Genomic DNA, 18555 nt, shown 5'->3' with positions numbered 1-18555 from the left:
TATGAGCCACCTCCCCTCAAACTACAACATGCCATCGGTCACGAATTTCTGAAATCCAATTATTCATTTTCCAGCTGCTATCACATGGAACTGCACCTTTAACCCTGGAATATTTGCGTTTTATATAATAACCTTGACCCGGTGGCAGTACCTTCAGCCCACCTGTGGTACCCCCGGACTCCGAATAAGGTATACGGAAGAACGAGAGATCATTAGGGTCCAAAGTCCCGAATAACAATCCGCTTTGGGAAGCTTTTACATCACTTACCCAATCCGAACCGAACGTTGGAAAGTCCGCTGGAACCCCGGAGAGAATGACATGAATCCCCCGGTCTCTACCTTGGCGAACAATGACACCGAGCTGATCTTTTACATTAAAATCGGTGAGTTGTTTGGATAAAGTGTCCGCATCATCAATAACAAGTACGATATCCGGACCTCCCTTAATCTCACCGCGTTTTAGAACTTCATCGTACAACTCCTGAATGACAGGTGCAAGCTGTTCTTCCCTTGATACATGTCCACGGACATGGGGCAAACTGCTGATTTCACCCAATCCACCTGAGCCATACCTCATATCTACCGTGTATATTTGCACATCCTCAGGCGAGGCATGATAGGCCAGTGACAACATCCAGGTTTGCAAAAATGTCGTTTTACCGCCTTCCATAGGACTTGCCACCATAAAATGCGGCCCTTCACGTAGATTGAGTTCAAACGGCTCCAAATCGTCCGTAAGCAGACCTACTGGTACATTCACCGTTGAAGTCTCCCATGCTTTACCGAAGGATCCCGTGCGAACAAGAAGGTCTTTAAGTTTGATTTCTTCCGGTAGTGGTGCAATTTGTGGTGTTTCTTCCCCCGTCCACTCTTGACGAATCGTTGCAATGGTCCGCCGCAACGCGGATGAGCGTTCACCCTCATCCGCTCCGGAAGACGGTAGCGCAGCCTGAAACATTAATGGAGGTACTTGCCCTTTCACTAACCCTCGGCCAGGAGGAAGCTGACTGGGAGCCTTGGAAGGGCGTCCCACAGCATAATAATAATCACTCGGATCAGACAGTTCAAACGAAACGGCATTCTGAATGTTACTTCTGAATTTCTCGAAAATATCGGTGACCCGATTAGCGGTGAGCACAAAGGTAATACCTAAACTTCCGCCTTCTCGCAAAATAGTCTCAAGCGATTCATTCTCATCTGGATAAGCATTGCGAAAAGACATATAACCGTCAATAACTACCAAAATCTGTGGGACTGCAGCATGAGCAGTACGACGATAAGCCGAAATCGTTTTAACCCCAGCCTCCGATATCATATCTTTGCGCTGCGCCGAAATTTTCAGAATGTAACGGAACAAGCGCTTGATACGATCCTCTTCCTCAGCCATCATCACTCCGCCGATCTGTGGTAGCCCCGCAAAGTCTTTCATCATACGGCCCATATCAATAATGTATCCGTTCCAAGGCTCTGTACGCTCCGTAGAGGCAAGAGACATTAATAACGTCTGAACAAAAGTCGTTTTGCCAAGACCAGGCATGCCATACACGACAAGATGGCCCTGATCCATGGGCAATGCCAGCGGCAACTGACGCTGATTCGGCAAATCATCCAGCATACCAACCAGCGGTTTAAGCCCGCTCGCTCCACCCTCCAGCAGAGGTTCCCTTTTTTGCACCTGCTTCCAGTCATGAAGATAATCCAGTTCCAGCGTCTCTGGCAACGGTGGCAGCCATGGCCCAGGCAAACGCTCTATGCCAGCCTCTTCAGCAGACTTTGCGACATAATCAATAAATACCTGCAGCTGTTTCGGGACATCCTCTCCCTTAAGAACAGCTCTTCGTTCTCCCGTTAACAGCGGCTCACGCTTGCCGTTCAGGCGTACCTCCATTACGGGTAGCACCGTAGTTGAATCCTCCTGCTGGTTATAAGGTGCACCGCTCCAGGCGAATTGCATTTCTTCAAAAACTTCGTCACTGCCGACTTGAAAATAACCTCGACCAGGCTTGGTAATCCAGGCAGCGTTCGGAATTTTAATCATATCTCTGCTGTCCCCTTCACTCTGTACACGAAGACAGATGCGGAAACGGGAGTTACTCCATATTTTATCATCCACGACGCCGGCAGGCTTTTGCGTTGCCAGAATAAGGTGAACGCCAAGCGTCCGGCCGATGGCTGCAATACTGATCAACTCGTCCATGAACTCTGGCTGGTCACGTTTCAGTTGTGCAAATTCATCAATAATAATAACAAGATGGGGCAAAGGTTGTTCATGTCTGGAACGCAAAATTTTGTAATACTCATCAATATGTTGCAGGTTTCCAGCATCATTTAAAATTTTCTGTCTTCTAACCAGTTCTGCCCGAAGCGATACATTAGCACGTTCTATCAGATTGCCGTCCAGATTCGTAATGGTACCTACGACATGCGGCAGGTCAACAAAGGTGTTGGACATGCCCCCGCCTTTATAGTCGATCAGCATGAAAGCCAGGTCATGCGGATGGAACTCGGCGGCCAGTGAAGCAACAATGGACTGAATAACTTCACTTTTACCTGAACCGGTTGTACCCGCAATCAAGCCATGCGGGCCATGCCCTTGCCGCTCGATTTTATCATGCAAATTAATAGAGATTTTTTTACCGCCAGCCCTTACTCCCATAGGTACAGGCAGCGTATCCGGATATCTGGTTTGTGCCCAGCGAGACACCACATCCAAATCTTCCACATGTGAAGTGCTGAGCAAGTCAAATAACGGGAGCACTTGCGGAATCTCCGAAGCAGAAGAGCGCTTTAGGCGGATCGGTGACATATATCGGGATAATGCCTCTGCTGTCTCCTTCGAGATCACATCCGGTTTATACGTTTGTGAGATGACATCCGCATCTTCCGTCTTTTTAATATAAACTCCTTTGTCCTTGGAAGCTTCCATAATTAACTGACAGTGCATTGGCAGTGATTGTTTACGGTTCGCCAGTACAATTGTGCATACATCAATCTCTTGCGCAGCCTCAAGCAACAATGGAAGTAAAGGTTCTTCTTCAATGAGCTGAGTATCGGACAGAATAACAACATAACAAGGGGTTTGCACTGTCTTTTTATAACGGTCTTCCTTATTGTTACGACGACGGTTCAACACGGAAAACAAGCTGTCCGCCAATTGATGCGCACTGCTGTGCCTGTCGGCCATATATCGCTGCCCCTGATCCTCGTCCCAGATGTGGGGTAGCCAGCGGAGCCATTCCCACTCTTTGCTATCTTTTTCTTCATAAAATGCAGCAAGCTTTAATTCATCCGGTGAGTGCCTTACCGTGAGCTGCGAGAGAATAACCCGCAGTGAAGCCATCACTTCTTCCCGATCCCCCACAAGCCCCATCACTTTGGATTCGAATAAAGGCAGGGTTATCGTAGCATCAGGCACAGTCTGGAATTCAGCAGCGAGTCCATGGGCTGCCTCAATTAATTCATCCTTTTCATATCCATCGATGCGCGGCACCTGAAGTTTAATGCGAAAAGGAATTTCTCCTGTACCGATACGAACCTGTAGAAAATCATCATCTTCCGGAGAACGCTCCCAGAGGGAGCTATGCCGGTTCTTCACGACCTGCAGGCACACAGACGGATCACCATGAATCTCATGCAGGCTTTTCACCTGATCAGCCTGTGCTTCCTTCAGCTCTTCACGGTGTTTATCCAGCTGTGCGAGATACATCGCTTTGCGTTCCTCAATCTTTTTGCGATACGATTTTTTATTGCTCAAATATACAAAGAACGGGATGGTATACGATGTAAGCATCATCATAACCGTCATCATCTGGAACATCATATAACTGCTGTTATTCATTTTGTTAGTCATATTGATGTATACGTAGAAACCGATGCTGACCATCGTCATCATCACGGGAACAACGATTGAAATCATGGAAAACGTAGGTTTGTTGGGTTCTGCAGGCGGCCTGAGGATTTCGAGGTTCTCTTCCTTCAAAACCGGTGTCATTCTCGGAGAACGCTGGTATAACACATTCACGAAGAAAAGACCTCCTTTAGTTGTTCAATTAATGAATGATACGCTTTATAACGTTATTCGTTGCTCTCCTGTTGAAATAACGAGCGTCTTCCGTAGATTGGAGCCTCTTCAGAAGTCGTTGAAAATGCGCGTTGCACACGTACACAGCTTCCTTGGCGAAGCCCTGTTTCCATTAACTGCTGGGTGTTCTGAGGACTAAACCACAGTCCCTCCGGAAATTTAGCCTCCAATATATACTGAATCCCATCTCCAGGTGCCTGTCCGAATATTCGTACACCGAGCAGTGTCTTTAGATGTTCAATGGTGCATTCATCCGGAACCTCAATGTCGAACCATTCGCCTTCCTCCCGGCCGGAATACACGGTTAGAATCATGTGAATCCCTCCCAAGGTCTCATATGTAAATTGTCCTAATGTCAGATTAAATCAAAAAAATGCGAGTGAAACGGTATTCCATCCTATTTTCTTATATAAAACCCTTGTTTGCAACGTATCCGCTGTAATTTTGTTACATATGACCCACGTATATATTAAAATATCGTCCATTTGACTCAGAACTTTCGTGTCATTGTTCCATTTAGAAATTGCAACGATGCGAAAATATCGTACATTTTCCCATTTAATAGTAAAATAAAACGATGAATCTGGGACTTTTATTCATTCGCCCACAATTGAATTGTGAACACTTTTCAAACTTTATCCACCTTTATGTTTTCATAAGCTGATTTTAAGGTAATTTTAAGCATTGGTATTTAATATTACCTGTATGAAATAACTCTCGTGAGGTGATTTCAAGTGAGAACTCTAATAACTTTTCAAGACAAATCAATCCCTGTATATTTTAATCAAGAAAACAAACAACCTGTGCAAAAAACATTAAGATTGCTTAGCAGTGCTCTCGAGCACAAGATCAGCAACGGCAAACGCGCTTTGCAAAAATGTCTGCACTCTTTGATTAGTATTGAAATTGTTGGCGGCGAAGCTATTCTTCACAGCCGCAGTGAAAATGACTCTCTTGCTCTATCGTTATATTGAAGAAGAGTCCAGTAACCTTCGTTTATACGTTACCGTGAAAAAGGAAGCTTCCCTATAAAGGACAAGCTTCCTTTTTGACGTGGTTTAGCGGCAACCTCCACATGGCTGATCGGACAACATTACAAGGTAGGACTTCTCCTGACGTCATTGCCAGTAACACCCTTCCACATGCCCTTATTGCAACCTTTCGAGCACATAGGCCGCATCTTGCTCTTCAGCAATCTCAGCTTTCCGAATGCGAATGACAAATAATCTAACCAAATTTGCTCGTGTATGTTCTTCCTGACAGGTATTTAATTTCCTTAAAATAAAGCGGTCAATGGACATGAATTCCAAGCCCCTTTGCCAAGATATTTACGGAGCTTTTCGCTCCGTGTATCCATAAATAACCAGATTGGAAGCTACCCAAACAGCTTTTTCATTGTATCCAGAGAAGTGCTTTCATCCGTTGTAAAATGATGCAAAATCCCGTCCTAATAACGCTCAGACGGGATTCATGCAGGTCCTGTCGTTTCATTGGGAACCGACTCGGATAATTAGTGGATTGTATGACTCCATCCAGGCGTATTCGACTTATTCTACGCCGGGAAACTCCCGAAATTGATGCTGTAGACTGATCCAGCGTGTACGTGTAAATTTTTCAATCGCCCAGTCTCCGCCGAAACGACCGATGCCAGAGGATTTCTCTCCACCAAACATGACATGAGCTTCATCATTGACCGATTGATCGTTCACATGCACCATACCGGATTCAATCTGCTGTGCTACCTGATATCCCCGCTCCAGATTGCCTGTAAATACAGAACCACTAAGGCCGTAGGGAGTATCATTAGCGAACCTGATAGCCTGCTGCTCATCTCCAGCTTTCATGATGATCGCTACAGGGCCAAACAGCTCCTGTTGTACAATCTCTTGTTCCGGTTTCACATCAGCAAGTACCGTGGGCATAAGCACACTGTCCTGATGTGTTCCACCAAGCATTAATTGAGCACCCTCATCCTGAGCCTGCTTCACGAGTTCAAGCAGTCGTTCAACTTCTTCTTTGCGGATTAGCGGTCCTACTAGCGTTTTCTCATCAGCCGGATTGCCAGCGTGTATGTTTTTCGTTTTGTTTACAAAGGATTGAACAAATTGGTCGTATATATCTTCATGCACAATAATTCGGTTTAGCGCCATGCAGATCTGGCCCTGATGCAGGAACTTTCCGAATACGGCAGCCTGTGCCGCATGCTCAATATCTGCATCTTCTAAGACAATCATCGCATTGTTCCCGCCAAGCTCGAGCGCCGTTTCCTTAAGGTGCTCGCCCGCAAGTTTGCCAATGCCTTTTCCCACTTCTGTGGAGCCTGTAAATGAGATCACCTTAGGGATTGAATGTGAAACAAAATAATCTCCAATCTCGCTGCCACTTCCAGCTACAACATTTAACACGCCCTTAGGCAGTCCCGCGTGTTCAAACAAATCCGCAATCAACCAGCCCGCTGTGATCGGGGTGTCCGAGGCCGGTTTGATAACTACACCATTGCCAAGTGCGATTGCGGGTGCGACGGATCGCAGACAGAGATGCAGCGGGAAATTCCATGGTCCGATGACACCTATAACGCCTTTAGGCTCACGGATTACCCGATTTTCTTTGCCTGGCGTGTTGGATGGGATCAGTTCCCCTTTCATCCGATAAGGAAACGAAGCCGACTCGTCTACAATCCGTCTCGCTGCAGCAAATTCCGCTTCAGCTTTGATTCTAGTACTGCCTGATTCCGTAATGAGCAGTTGGATAATTTCTTCTTTTCGTTCATCCATTAGGCTGGAAACTTTACGAAGTACCTCTTCTTTAATAGAAGGTAGCGTTGCTTTCCATTCCACGGCACTCTTTTGCGCAGATTTATAAGCCTGATCTATATCCTCCTGACTGGAAGAACGCCAGGTCGCGATAACTTCACCCGTATACGGATTGATGTTCTCTATCATTTTCTGACCTGAGCCCTCTACCCATTTGCCTGAGATATATTGTTTAGTCCACGTTCCCGCCTTATGTTGGTTATCCACTAAAGTCATTACGCACGCCTCCGATCTTCAGATTAGAATGTACATAAAAAAATGATGTCTCATTCATTGACCTTGTTCGAAGTTAGGCAAACGATTATCGCAACGTAAAACGGAGTGAGTAAGACTCAAGCTTGGATAACATGACCAAGTTGAACGATCAATCAAATGACGTCAGATCAGACCAGCCGTAGGCGATCTCTGCCAGATCTTCGTTCCCGATACGAATCCACTGGGTTTGAATAGGGATACCACCCATTTTTTCATAGAAACGGCACGCTGGATTTCGCTCCAATGCCCAAATGATCATCGTGCGTATCTGGCATGTTTGGAGGTGATAAACTACCCGTTTGACGAGTTGTCTCCCAATTCCAGAATGCTGATAGGACTGCAACAGGTAAATCGCGTATAATTCTCCCTCATAGTGTAACTTACCTTCACGGTTCTTACCTCCGCAGGCAAAACCGACAATTTTCCCGTCTTCATCCTCAGCGACGATTACAATCTGATCTTTTTCGTCAGAACGTAACTGCTGCTCCCATTGGTTTAATCTAGATTCTGTAGTCAAATCATCCAAAACATGATCTGGCACGATCCCCCGATATGTTGTTTTCCAGCTCTCTGTATGTACATGCGCAATCCCATGTGCATCCACTTCACGTGCTAGTCTAATTCGCATCGGTTTCTACTCCCTTTCTCTCTTAGGACGAATTCCTCTCACATTCAAAGAAGCACAACCCGGCCTATGGCCGGATCGTAACTCGGGTCCCTACAGATACCTTGGAAGACAAATTCAGCACATCCGAATTGTACATACGTATGCAACCATGCGATACGGATTTGCCGATTGACCAAGGTTCATTGGTTCCATGAATACCGTAATGCGGTTTGGACAAACCCATCCAGAGTACACCAAAAGGCCCTCCCGGATTCTCTTGTTTGTTGATAATTGTAAACTCTCCGCTTGGAGTACTGGTAAGCATCTTACCTGTAGCTATGGGATACCCCTTTACAACTTGATCTCCATCCAGCAGATATAACATGTGGTCAGACAAGTCCACGATAATTCTGTAATTTGGCATTACGACATCCCTCCTGCCCTATCCTATGCAAGACAAACAGGGATGCCCCGCCTTATATCAGTCCTGTTCCCAATCTTTGATCCGCTGGGTATGCTTGGCCTTGCGTGTTTTGATCGGTTTGCTTGAAGCTGTCCGCTTACGCGAAGCGACTTCTTCCTTGCGCCGCTGATACTGCATCTCTTTTTGCATCTTGAGGAAGTTATTCAGCCTTTTCTCATCCAGTTCACCGTTTTCAATGGCCTCTTTAACTGCACAACCTTCTTCTTTTGTATGACTGCAATCCATAAATCTGCATGCACCAGCCAGCTCATCAATTTCACCAAAAGCCTGCGACAGGCCATCTTCTCCCTCGTCCCAGAGATGAAGTTCACGCATGCCCGGCGTATCAATCAAGACGGCTCCCTGCGGCAATATAAACATTTCCCGATGCGTTGTTGTATGTCTTCCACGGCTGTCCCCTTCACGCACGGATTGCGTAATCTGAACCTCCTTGCCCATCATCCAGTTGACCAGTGTCGACTTGCCACTTCCGGAGGAGCCTGTGAGTGCTACAGTTGCTCCTGATTTCAGATACGTTTCCAGCATGTCCTTCCCTTGTCCTTCTACGGCAGAGATCGCTAGTACTTCCACGCCGGGGGCAATCCCTTCCACTTCATGGATTCGTTCTTGCACCGCATCACTCAGATCACTTTTACTCAGAACGATAACGGGTCTTACTCCCCCATTCCAAGCCATTAACACATATCTTTCAAGTCTTCTAAGGTTAAAATCATGATTAAGCGCTGCAACGATCAGAAGAGTGTCTACGTTCGCTGCAATCAGTTGTTCTTTCGTTACCGGGCCAGCGGCTTGCCTGGATACACGACTCTGACGTGGCAATACATGATGGATAATCACTTCCTCACCTTGTTCTCCTGCCACAGCTACCCAATCGCCAACAGCAGGTGCAAGTCCTGTCTCCAAGCTATCATGACGAAGTTTTCCCGACACTTTGCCCCAACATTCTCCGTCTGCTGTAACCAGACGCAGCATGTGTCCGTGATCCGCAATTATTCGGGCTGGCCGTCTGGACTCCAAGCCCAACTGTTCCTCAGACCATCGTTTCTCCCATGCCGCAGACCAGCCATAATTTTCAATCCTCTTATTTTCCATACGTTGATTTATAATAAAAATTCCTCCCAGATTGTTTACGTTTTGAGTTTAAGTGTTTTTAAATTCAATTTTTTTGTTTCGTGCTTGCTTTCGGCTTCATTCTGCATCTCCGATTCAGATCTAAACAAAAAAGCCACAGGTTTGTTTATACCCGCGGCAATTCATAGTTATGCGAATTAAAGAAACTCCATAGCATATTGAATAACGGTTTTCCTATCCCTTCGTTATCCCAGCTCTGAAACTCCCCTTATCAGCACACAAAAAAGCCACGGGTACGTCTCCCGTGACTTTGTCTGAAGGTCTATTGATCGTTCGCCAAAATTTGGATATTTCTATCCATCTATAGCAAACTCAATCTACCTTGATCCGTTCCGGAGACGCTGTTCTTATTCAACTCCACGTATACTGCCGTTAGATTTGTCATGAACATCGCCTCCCTTGTAGAATATGCCATCATGTTACACAGTCTGCTGCTCGTTTGTCAAGAGTATTCTTTTTTCTTACGTACTCGCTTTATTTCACCTGATCCCATCTTGTCCACATCTCTCGAGGATTGAGCTCATATACTCCGTCTTCGCGATACATGAACTGATGCATGATAAACTCCCGGCGAATGGTTGCGAAGTCCTCATGATAGTTCTGAATAAACATATTAATTTCTTTCTCACTGTACTTGCGCCCGAACTCTAATTGCTCTACCAAATATTCAAGCACTACCAGCTTTTTCTTGTACTGTGCAGGAATCTGACGAAGCCGACCATCCTTGGAAAAAAAGTTTCTCATAATGGACGCTTTAAGGGTCTCATTAACATCTGTCATATCGGATTGCTCCTTTCTTTTGAATATAAAATCAACCGAAGCTTGGGCGTGTTCACGGATAAATGAAGGGTTCAACGTAAAATAAACCGTATTTTTATCTCGCCGTTCTTGAATGAGCGCGGCTTCTCTCAGCTTGGCAGCATGATGAGTGACCGTCGGCTGAGATAAATTAAGGCGCTCCGCCAGCGCTTGTCCATGCAGTTCTTCTTCGGAGAGCAGCAGAAGCATCCGAAGCCGGGTAGGATCAGCCAAGGCTTTGTGATAAGCCACAATTTTCTCAAGCTGCATCGTTTTACACCTCTCATTTAATTAGATGATCATCTAATTCGATATTAATCTATATTCACTAGCGAGTCAATTCAAATTCATTCTGATTTTCGTCCCATTGGGTTGTATGTCAAAACTGGCATTGAAGTGTTATTTACGGTAGGATTATATTGCTTGTAATGAAGGAGGATTAAGAACATGGAAGATGTCATTATTATTGGCGGAGGCCCATGCGGTCTGTCCGCGGCAATTGAATGTGAGCGGGTAGGATTGTCCGCAGTCATTATTGAGAAACACAATATTGTACAATCCATCTATCTTTACCCAACGCATATGCAGTTTTTCAGTACAGCCGAGTTGCTTGAAATCGGGAACGTGCCATTTAGTAGCCCCAATGACAAGCCGTTTCGATATGAAGCACTTGCCTATTATCGCAAAGTAGCCGAACATTTCGGCCTGCGCGTTCATAATTATGAGGAAGCCCGTGAGATCCAGCGTAAGGAAGACGGGACTTTCGAGGTACATACGGTTAATCGGCGCGGAGAAACCATTGTACATCAGGGTCGTCATGTCATCGTGGCTACCGGCTATTTCGATCATCCGAATTACCTCGGCATCCCTGGAGAAGACAAGGAAAAGGTGACCCATTACTTCCGGGAGGCTCACCCTTACACTCGCACACGCGTAGCCATTATTGGCGGAAGCAATTCAGCTGTTGATGCCGCCATGGAGCTTGTCCGCGTTGGAGCTCATATTGATATGGTTTACCGAGGCACGGGTCTATCCGACCATATTAAACCTTGGGTTCGCCCTTTATTCGAAAGTATGGTACAGAAAAATCACATTACACTTCATCTCGGTTCACGTGTGAATGAGATCATGGATGATTCAATCCGAATTGTACACACCGACGGTTCAGAGAGCGAACTGGAGAACGACTTTGTCCTCGCTATGACCGGGTTTAGGCCAGACCGTCAGTTGCTGACCTCCATTGGCGCTGAGATGTCCGAGGACATGGATAAACCGTTATACAATCCACAGACAATGGAAAGTAGCGTACCAGGAATTTACGTGGGCGGTGTTATCGCTTCGGGGCGCAATGCCAATGAAGTGTTTATCGAGTCAGGCCGCTGGCATGGACGTTATATTGCTGAGCATATTATTAGCAAAACAGCACATGCCATTGACCATTCAGAACATATCAACGGCACAAATCGCGCTCTGCCTGAGGAGCAATGAAGTCGATGGACATGACCTCCCTTCTGTTGCTTGTGTTCGCGGCACTTGGCATTATTAGCAGCAATACACCAGTAACCGTTGCAATGGTATTTCTTCTCCTGCTGCGTGTACTAAACGTCAATCAAGCTTTTCCCTGGCTTGAAAAATACGGACTCACCGTAGGTATCATCATTCTTACGATTGGTGTTATGGCTCCTCTCGCCAGTGGTAAGATGAGTCTGCAAACCATCGGTGAATCATTCCTGCACTGGAAGTCACTTCTAGCGATTGGAGTGGGCCTGCTTGTTGCATATTTGGGTGGACGCGGCGCCTCACTGATGAGCACACAGCCAACGGTTGTAGCGGGTCTCTTGATCGGGACGGTTCTTGGAGTTGCCTTGTTTAAAGGCGTGCCTGTTGGGCCGCTGATTGCAGCAGGCATCCTGTCCTTGCTTTTAGGTAAATCCTGAACCGTACGGTACGGTAAAGCGTGTAGGCTTTTGCAAACTGGCTGTATTTTCCACCGCTCTGTGCTATACTTCTATTCATGCAAACAGATGCATGCACTTTGCAACAGGGATGAACATCTTTCTCACCTTGTCAGATGAACTCATTCAGCACTTCACGACGTTTATCGTCCTCAGGAGGATTCAGGAACCATGTCACGTCCCTTTGTTACCGAAGCCGTGATGGTGGCTATCTACGGTCAATTACTTGCGCCGCCGGCGCCTGTGGAATATATCGTTCCTTACACCACCATCCTTGAACTATACGAATTTCAGAGCAGTGCTGATCCCATGATGGATAATCCTACAGATGATCAGCATGTCAAAACCAAAATCAATGAATTGATCTCGTACTTTGAGGAGCCGTTGAATAAGAAAAAGATTGAACGTGCCCTGGCTGTACCTTGGGCAAAAAGCCCTGCTATTCTGTTTGGCGATCATGCTTGCATTACGATTGTTAACGCGATGGATACCGCACAATATGGAGAATACTTTGACCCGATTGAGACAGAGCTTATTCTCACTTCTCAGCGTTTGGGTATTCCAATCCTGACCGATCAAGTGGAACTGATTGCCCGAATCATTGAATCGGAATCCCCTGTGCAGGTGTTTGATATTGATGATTTCGATTTTGCGATGGATGACGAGCCACTGGATCAGGTTTAATTCAATGCAAAACATATACTCAAATATATGCAAAAGACCTCAACTTCCACTGTGTAGTGGCAGTCGAGGTCTTTTTTTGAATTCACACATTTCAGTTCCGCACTCTGGGTTCACACTGTACACATTACAGATTAGCAATACTTATACCTGAAGTTTATTCTGTTACTCCAAACGTTCGTACTGCATGCACGTATTACTTTAAACCAGACTGTTCCAGTAGCGTTTGGCTGATGCTGTTCATCGGAGGCAGTTCATTCGAATCAAAAAACTTTAAACCAGCATCGCTGTTTACACGCGCTTCCACAAGATCATCCTGTATAATTCGGGCTTTGAATAAGGCAATAACATAGTATTCCTCATCACCGTTCGCATGTACTTGCCGTAATTCTGGGCCGGAGTATAATGCTTCAAAGTTCATCAACTCTGTTGTCCATCCGGTCTCTTCCCAGAGTTCACGATGCGCAGCCTCTTCAATGGTCTCACCAGGACGCATCTCTCCAACAGGCAGCCGCCAATGCCCCTGTTCGGCATGCTGGATGAGCAGTAGCTTACCTTGTTCGTTTGCGGCCATCACGGCCGCTTTTACCACAATATTAGCCCGTTTAGCAATGTACTGGCCTATATCCCGCGCCGGCAGATCCACTCCTCATCCCTCCTTTGTCCCGATTACAACACTCACCTTTCAAGCCTTAATCAAGTCAGACTGCACAATTTTACCCGCTAACGATCACCAGAGAGCTTATTTGGCTAATTTAAAGACGTTTCGATTTCTAACGATCACCAGGAATCTTATCTACTCTCAAACCTCAGAAAAACACATCAAATCTTCACTTTTTCAGAAAATAAGGTCTGTACAGATCGTTAGAATGCTGAACAGTCGAAAAAGGTGCACATAGCGCTTCCTGTGATCGTTAGAATGTAATACAGTCTATAGCTTGACAGGGTCACCCTATGTTGATCTGTGTATTACCTGCGATTATTGATCTGGTTGAGTACTTGACCAGTGTTTACTACACTTCGGTGTAACGATATTCAATATCCCGGCCTTCATCAACGACATCCACATGCAATTGATGCCCTTTCAGATACCAGTAATCGTGATCTTCCATAAAAAACTGGATACCGGATACTTCAGTTTGGTCTGCAGGATGTCTCGGTTTTTCAACGGCAATCCCCAATGAAAAACCTGGATGAAGACCTCCGCCAGAGCTGTAACGGGCAAAGAAGCGGATGCTGTCTCCCTCATTTAGGTTCAGTTCTTCTTTGTACCAGCGGGCAGCTTGGTCGGATACATGTATGGTATTCATATGATGTCAGCTCCTTTTGTATATATATGTTACATCATATCGCTAGAGCGGCTTGAACACAAACCCTGCAAATCATATGAAGGCATACGTTGTTGTGAAAAATGTTTGACAGACTGTAAAAGCCGGTGGTAAGATGCAAACATACGAGGTCTACATTGCATTTATTTCCATTAACAAGAAAGGGTGATTACGGTGTTTAACAAACATATGTTGGTTCACATTAACACACAATTAAATACCGGAGTATCCCCGAAATCATTTTTCCGTTCATAAGACAGCACTTCAGGTGTCTCTTTTTTACCAGAGCCCTGTGAAGTTTGCTCACAATATCTTATGTGCGGCGGCGGCTCTGCTCTCGGAGTCCATGCTGCCGTATGAAGAACCAAGACATACCGCCTGCGTGCGGTGTGTCTTTTTTTGTGGGTTTTATTGAATTGGACTGCGCTTAGATGGGTTTTAAGATGCTTTAACCATCATTTCGAACGAATTTTGCATTTCTTGGACAATGAAAGGAAGGGATAACACTTGTTCTCTGTACTTAAAAACCTGGCCTGGTTCTTCAGGCTGGAACGCAAAAGATACCTGATTGGTGTCATTTTGCTCATCCTTGTGGGCGTTGCTGAACTGCTGCCCCCGCGCCTTTTGGGGAACGCCATCGACGAGATCGTACGTGGCTCCATTACGAGCGCCTCATTAACATTTTACATTTCGCTTATTCTTGGGACGGTCATCATTATCTATCTGATTACGTACATATGGATGCACAAATTATTCGGTGGAGCCAATCTCGTTGAACGGTTGCTGCGCTCCCGCTTTATGGATCACTTGCTGCGGATGACGCCGCCCTTTTTCGAAAAAAATAGAACCGGGGATCTGATGGCTCGGGCCACCAATGATCTTCGTTCTATAGCAACAACCGCAGGTTTCGGTATGCTCACACTAACAGATTCCACGGCATTTCTATTAACCGTACTGTTCGCCATGGGTTTCCTCGTCAGCTGGAAGCTGACCTTGGCTGCAATTCTGCCCCTGCCTTTTATCGCCATCGCTATGATGATCTATGGTAAAGCGGTGCACCAACGTTATACGTTGGCACAGGATGCCTTTGGTGATATGAATGATCAGGTGCTGGAGTCCATTGCGGGCATCCGTGTTGTACGCGCGTACGTGCAGGAACGTCTGGACGAGAAACGATTTGCTGATGTCACGGAGGATGTATACCGCAAAAACTTGGCGGTTGCCCGAATGGATGCTTTATTTGAACCAACCATTCGACTATTCGTAGGTCTGAGTTATGTTATTGCACTGGCTTACGGTATTTATCTTGTGTTCCACAATGAAATTACACTGGGAGACCTCGTATCTTTCAACATGTATCTCGGGATGATGATCTGGCCGATGTTTGCCATCGGTGAATTAATTAACCTCATGCAACGTGGTAGCGCTTCTCTGGATCGGGTAAACGAAACGTTATCCGTAGAGCCTGCTGTTCAGGACAAAGAACATCCTGTTCATATTGCGCAGCCGGACGAAATCGTTATGAAAGATGTGACATTCCGCTATCCAACCTCTACTGTGGATAATCTGAGTCATATCAATGTTACCATTCAACGCGGAGAGACGCTTGGTGTGGTAGGACGCACGGGAAGCGGAAAATCTACCCTGCTCAAACAATTGCTGCACGAATACCCTGCTGGATCAGGTATGCTCAGCATTTCAGGACATTCCATCGAGGATATTGCGAAGGATGATCTACACAGCTGGATCGGATACGTACCACAGGAGCAAGTATTGTTCTCCAAATCGGTTCGTCAGAACATTCAGTTCGGTAAACCAAACGCGTCGGATGAGGTCATTATGGAAGCAATTCGTACCGCTGCCTTTGACGGCGATCTCGGAACGTTGTCTGACGGTCTCGATACACTTGTAGGTGAAAAAGGTATCGCTTTGTCTGGTGGACAGAAACAGCGGGTATCCCTGGCTAGGGCTTTTATTGCTGACCCAGATATCCTTATTCTTGACGATGCCCTGTCTGCTGTCGACGCTCGCACAGAAGCTAAAATCATTGAAAATATTCGCAACAAACGCGCTGGCAAAACAACATTGATCTCGACACATCGCCTGTCCGCTATCGAACACGCAGATCGGATCATCGTGCTGGAGCACGGTAAAATTACGGAAGAAGGCACTCATCAGGAACTACTCGCCAAAAATGGCTGGTACCGTGAACAATATGAACGGCAACAGGTCGAGTCCAATCTGTCCACGTAGGAGGTAACTCATTTGAAGTCCAATACAGGTAAAAGGCTACTGGATTATGCCTTGAAAGCCAAAGGCACATTCATCGCTGCCTTAATCATGCTGACGATTGGGGTTGCGGCTGAACTCGCCGGACCCTTTATCGCCAAATCCATGATTGATAATCACCTGCTCGCCATTGAGCAGCCATTTTATGAGACTGCAGCTTCGGAAGAAGCCGCCGTTTATCAAGGGAAAAATTATAAACGTGAAGGGTTGTTCGCACCAGACGAAACCAAAGGAGCCGAGGTACGTATACTGCAAGCCGGCAAAAGCTTTTATTTCGTGGGCGAGCCGGTCAATGCTCCTGACGGCGATCGTTCCTATGCGAACGGAACCTTAACCGTAACTCGCGCAGGTGAAGTTACCGGTCAATACGCGGCAGTTCCGCTCTCTGCCGGTGAACTGTTTGCTTTTTACAAACCCGAAATGCCAAGTATCTATCAATTAATTGTGTATTATCTGATCTTTCTTGTGATCTCCGTTATTATGGAGTTCGGTAAAACCTTCTGGCTGCAGTCCTCTGCCAACAAGGTCATTCAGCGGCTTCGAAATGACGTGTATGCGCACATTCAGCGGCTGCCGGTAAACTTTTTTGATAATCTGCCCGCAGGTAAGGTCGTATCCCGGGTAACCAATGATACCGAGGCCGTCAAAGATCTGTTTGTGGCGGTACTGTCCAACTTTTTCTCAGGCATTATTACGATAACAGGAGTTTATATTGCTCTCTTCCTGCTCGATGTACGTCTGGGTCTAATCTCCCTGTTTGTTGTGCCAATGCTGATTGCGTGGATTGTACTCTATCGCAAATTCGCTACCCGTTACAATACGATCATTCGCTCGCGGCTAAGTGAGATTAATGCAATCATTAACGAGTCTATTCAGGGCATGTCCATCATTCGTGTGTTCCGTCGCCAGAAGCAAACTCGCCAGGAATTCGAAGAGCTGAATGAAGACTATATGAAACATCAGAACAAAATGCTCAATCTGAATGCCTTTACCTCTCATAACCTGGTGAATGTGTTGCGGAATATCGCCTTTGCAGTTGTTCTTTGGTACTTCGGCGCAGGTGCGATCACAGGTACAAGTATTATTTCACTGGGTGTACTGTATGCCTTTGTTGACGTTCTCGGGCGGTTGTTCCAGCCGATCATCGGTATGGTGAACCAGCTTGCGAACCTTGACTCCTCTCTTGTCTCTGCCGGCCGTGTATTTGAGCTGATGGATGAAAAAGGAGAACCTGTTACAGACGGCTCGATGCCGAGGTATAAAGGAAATGTCGTTTTTGACGATGTATCGTTTGCTTATAAAAAAGATTATGTGCTGAACAATATCTCGTTCAGAGCATCACAAGGCCAGACGGTGGCCCTCGTCGGTCACACCGGTTCCGGTAAAAGTTCGATCATTAACTTGCTGTTCAGGTTCTATGATCCGCAAAAAGGCAAAATTACGATCGATGGACAGAACGTTAAAGAATTGCCTAAACAGTGGATTCGGGAACATATGGGCATCGTGTTGCAAGATCCGTATCTCTTTACGGGTACCATCGCTTCCAATGTCAGTTTGGGTGATGAAAAAATTTCGCGGGCACGGATTGAGCAGGCACTGCGCGATGTAGGTGCAGAACGTATTCTGGCGCATCTGCCGCAAGGCTTTGATGAGCCGGTAGTTGAGAAAGGTAGCACGTTGTCCGCAGGGCAGCGTCAACTGATTTCTTTTGCACGCGCACTCGCTTTCGATCCCGCGATCCTGATTCTGGACGAAGCCACCGCCAATATTGATACGGAAACGGAAGCTTTGATCCAGAACGCGCTGGAAGTCCTCAAAAAAGGACGCACCACCTTTATCATCGCTCACCGTCTGTCAACCATTCGCTCTGCAGATCAAATTCTCGTTCTGCATCGTGGAAGAATTGTCGAACAGGGCGCGCATGAGGATCTGATGGCACTGAAAGGCCGTTACTATCAGATGTATCAGTTGCAGCAAGGGGCTCAAGGAGAAGCCATCCCCGATGGTTCTACTCAATCAGCTGCTTCCTTCAGTACGGCTTCGGCATCGCTCGCAGGAGGAAATGCTTAACCTTCTTTACATCCAAATTCATTCAACAAATGTTATGCAACAGATCTATTTCGGATTTCGTGA

At 46.2% G+C, this 18555-nt stretch carries 16 protein-coding genes; 6 read left to right on the top strand and 10 right to left on the bottom strand.

Annotated features, from left to right (window positions below; all coding sequences use genetic code 11):
• Window positions 1-16: 16 nt before the first annotated feature.
• Both essC and AC1VYS_RS11715 read right to left on the bottom strand, forming a co-directional pair.
• Window positions 17-4021: a type VII secretion protein EssC gene (gene essC, locus AC1VYS_RS11720; RefSeq protein WP_482914373.1), complete on the bottom strand. Its 4005-nt coding sequence runs from the start codon at window positions 4019-4021 to the stop codon at window positions 17-19.
• Between the two features lie 53 nt (window positions 4022-4074).
• Window positions 4075-4395, bottom strand: a complete 321-nt coding sequence (locus tag AC1VYS_RS11715) for a hypothetical protein (RefSeq protein ID WP_441930741.1) — start codon at window positions 4393-4395, stop codon at window positions 4075-4077.
• A gap of 420 nt (window positions 4396-4815) precedes the next feature.
• Between AC1VYS_RS11715 and AC1VYS_RS11710 the strand changes: the two genes are divergently transcribed.
• The gene (locus AC1VYS_RS11710; protein WP_090921063.1) at window positions 4816-5055 is read left to right on the top strand and encodes a hypothetical protein; all 240 of its coding nucleotides are present in this window, start codon (window positions 4816-4818) and stop codon (window positions 5053-5055) included.
• A gap of 174 nt (window positions 5056-5229) precedes the next feature.
• On the opposite strand, the gene AC1VYS_RS11705 is transcribed toward AC1VYS_RS11710, so the two are convergent.
• From AC1VYS_RS11705 to AC1VYS_RS11680, 6 genes are all read right to left on the bottom strand, one after another.
• A complete protein-coding gene (locus AC1VYS_RS11705) occupies window positions 5230-5382 on the bottom strand; it encodes a hypothetical protein (protein WP_482914372.1) in 153 nt (50 codons plus the stop codon).
• 246 nt (window positions 5383-5628) lie between these two features.
• A complete protein-coding gene (locus AC1VYS_RS11700; protein ID WP_482914371.1) occupies window positions 5629-7110 on the bottom strand; it encodes an aldehyde dehydrogenase family protein in 1482 nt (493 codons plus the stop codon).
• 148 nt (window positions 7111-7258) lie between these two features.
• Window positions 7259-7777, bottom strand: a complete 519-nt coding sequence (locus AC1VYS_RS11695; RefSeq protein ID WP_482914370.1) for a GNAT family N-acetyltransferase — start codon at window positions 7775-7777, stop codon at window positions 7259-7261.
• A 64-nt stretch (window positions 7778-7841) separates the two neighbouring features.
• The gene (locus AC1VYS_RS11690; protein ID WP_482914369.1) at window positions 7842-8180 is read right to left on the bottom strand and encodes a L,D-transpeptidase; all 339 of its coding nucleotides are present in this window, start codon (window positions 8178-8180) and stop codon (window positions 7842-7844) included.
• 57 nt (window positions 8181-8237) lie between these two features.
• Window positions 8238-9332 carry a ribosome small subunit-dependent GTPase A gene (gene rsgA, locus AC1VYS_RS11685; protein WP_482914368.1) on the bottom strand — a complete coding sequence of 365 codons (1095 nt, stop codon included), beginning with the start codon at window positions 9330-9332 and terminating at the stop codon, window positions 8238-8240.
• 513 nt (window positions 9333-9845) lie between these two features.
• Entirely contained in the window at window positions 9846-10439 is a 594-nt protein-coding gene (locus AC1VYS_RS11680) for a DUF2087 domain-containing protein (protein WP_482914367.1), read from the bottom strand.
• A 177-nt stretch (window positions 10440-10616) separates the two neighbouring features.
• Here AC1VYS_RS11680 and AC1VYS_RS11675 point away from each other — a divergent pair, with 177 nt between their 5' ends.
• The 3 genes from AC1VYS_RS11675 (at window position 10617) to AC1VYS_RS11665 (ending at window position 12808) form a co-directional block, all read left to right on the top strand.
• Entirely contained in the window at window positions 10617-11657 is a 1041-nt protein-coding gene (locus AC1VYS_RS11675; protein ID WP_482914366.1) for a YpdA family putative bacillithiol disulfide reductase, read from the top strand.
• Between the two features lie 5 nt (window positions 11658-11662).
• Window positions 11663-12106 (top strand): DUF441 domain-containing protein, encoded by a 444-nt coding sequence (locus tag AC1VYS_RS11670; RefSeq protein WP_366296491.1) that lies wholly within the window; start codon window positions 11663-11665, stop codon window positions 12104-12106.
• A gap of 189 nt (window positions 12107-12295) precedes the next feature.
• On the top strand, window positions 12296-12808 hold the full coding sequence (locus AC1VYS_RS11665) for an ADP-heptose synthase (RefSeq protein ID WP_482914365.1): 513 nt from the start codon (window positions 12296-12298) through the stop codon (window positions 12806-12808).
• 193 nt (window positions 12809-13001) lie between these two features.
• On the opposite strand, the gene AC1VYS_RS11660 is transcribed toward AC1VYS_RS11665, so the two are convergent.
• Complete coding sequence (locus AC1VYS_RS11660; protein WP_482914364.1) at window positions 13002-13451, bottom strand: NUDIX domain-containing protein; 450 nt, start codon at window positions 13449-13451, stop codon at window positions 13002-13004.
• A 367-nt stretch (window positions 13452-13818) separates the two neighbouring features.
• Window positions 13819-14115 carry a HesB/YadR/YfhF family protein gene (locus AC1VYS_RS11655; RefSeq protein WP_482914363.1) on the bottom strand — a complete coding sequence of 99 codons (297 nt, stop codon included), beginning with the start codon at window positions 14113-14115 and terminating at the stop codon, window positions 13819-13821.
• A 525-nt stretch (window positions 14116-14640) separates the two neighbouring features.
• Here AC1VYS_RS11655 and AC1VYS_RS11650 point away from each other — a divergent pair.
• Together AC1VYS_RS11650 and AC1VYS_RS11645 are read left to right on the top strand one after the other, a co-directional pair.
• Window positions 14641-16386, top strand: coding sequence for an ABC transporter ATP-binding protein (locus tag AC1VYS_RS11650; RefSeq protein ID WP_482914362.1), 1746 nt, complete (start codon window positions 14641-14643; stop codon window positions 16384-16386).
• A gap of 12 nt (window positions 16387-16398) precedes the next feature.
• Entirely contained in the window at window positions 16399-18492 is a 2094-nt protein-coding gene (locus AC1VYS_RS11645; protein ID WP_482914361.1) for an ABC transporter ATP-binding protein, read from the top strand.
• The last annotated feature ends 63 nt before the right edge of the window (window positions 18493-18555 follow it).

It is taken from the genome of Paenibacillus sp. G34 (genome assembly GCF_056856875.1).
The sequence above is the reverse complement of the archived record's forward strand: the minus strand, read 5'-3'. Positions and strand labels throughout refer to the sequence as shown.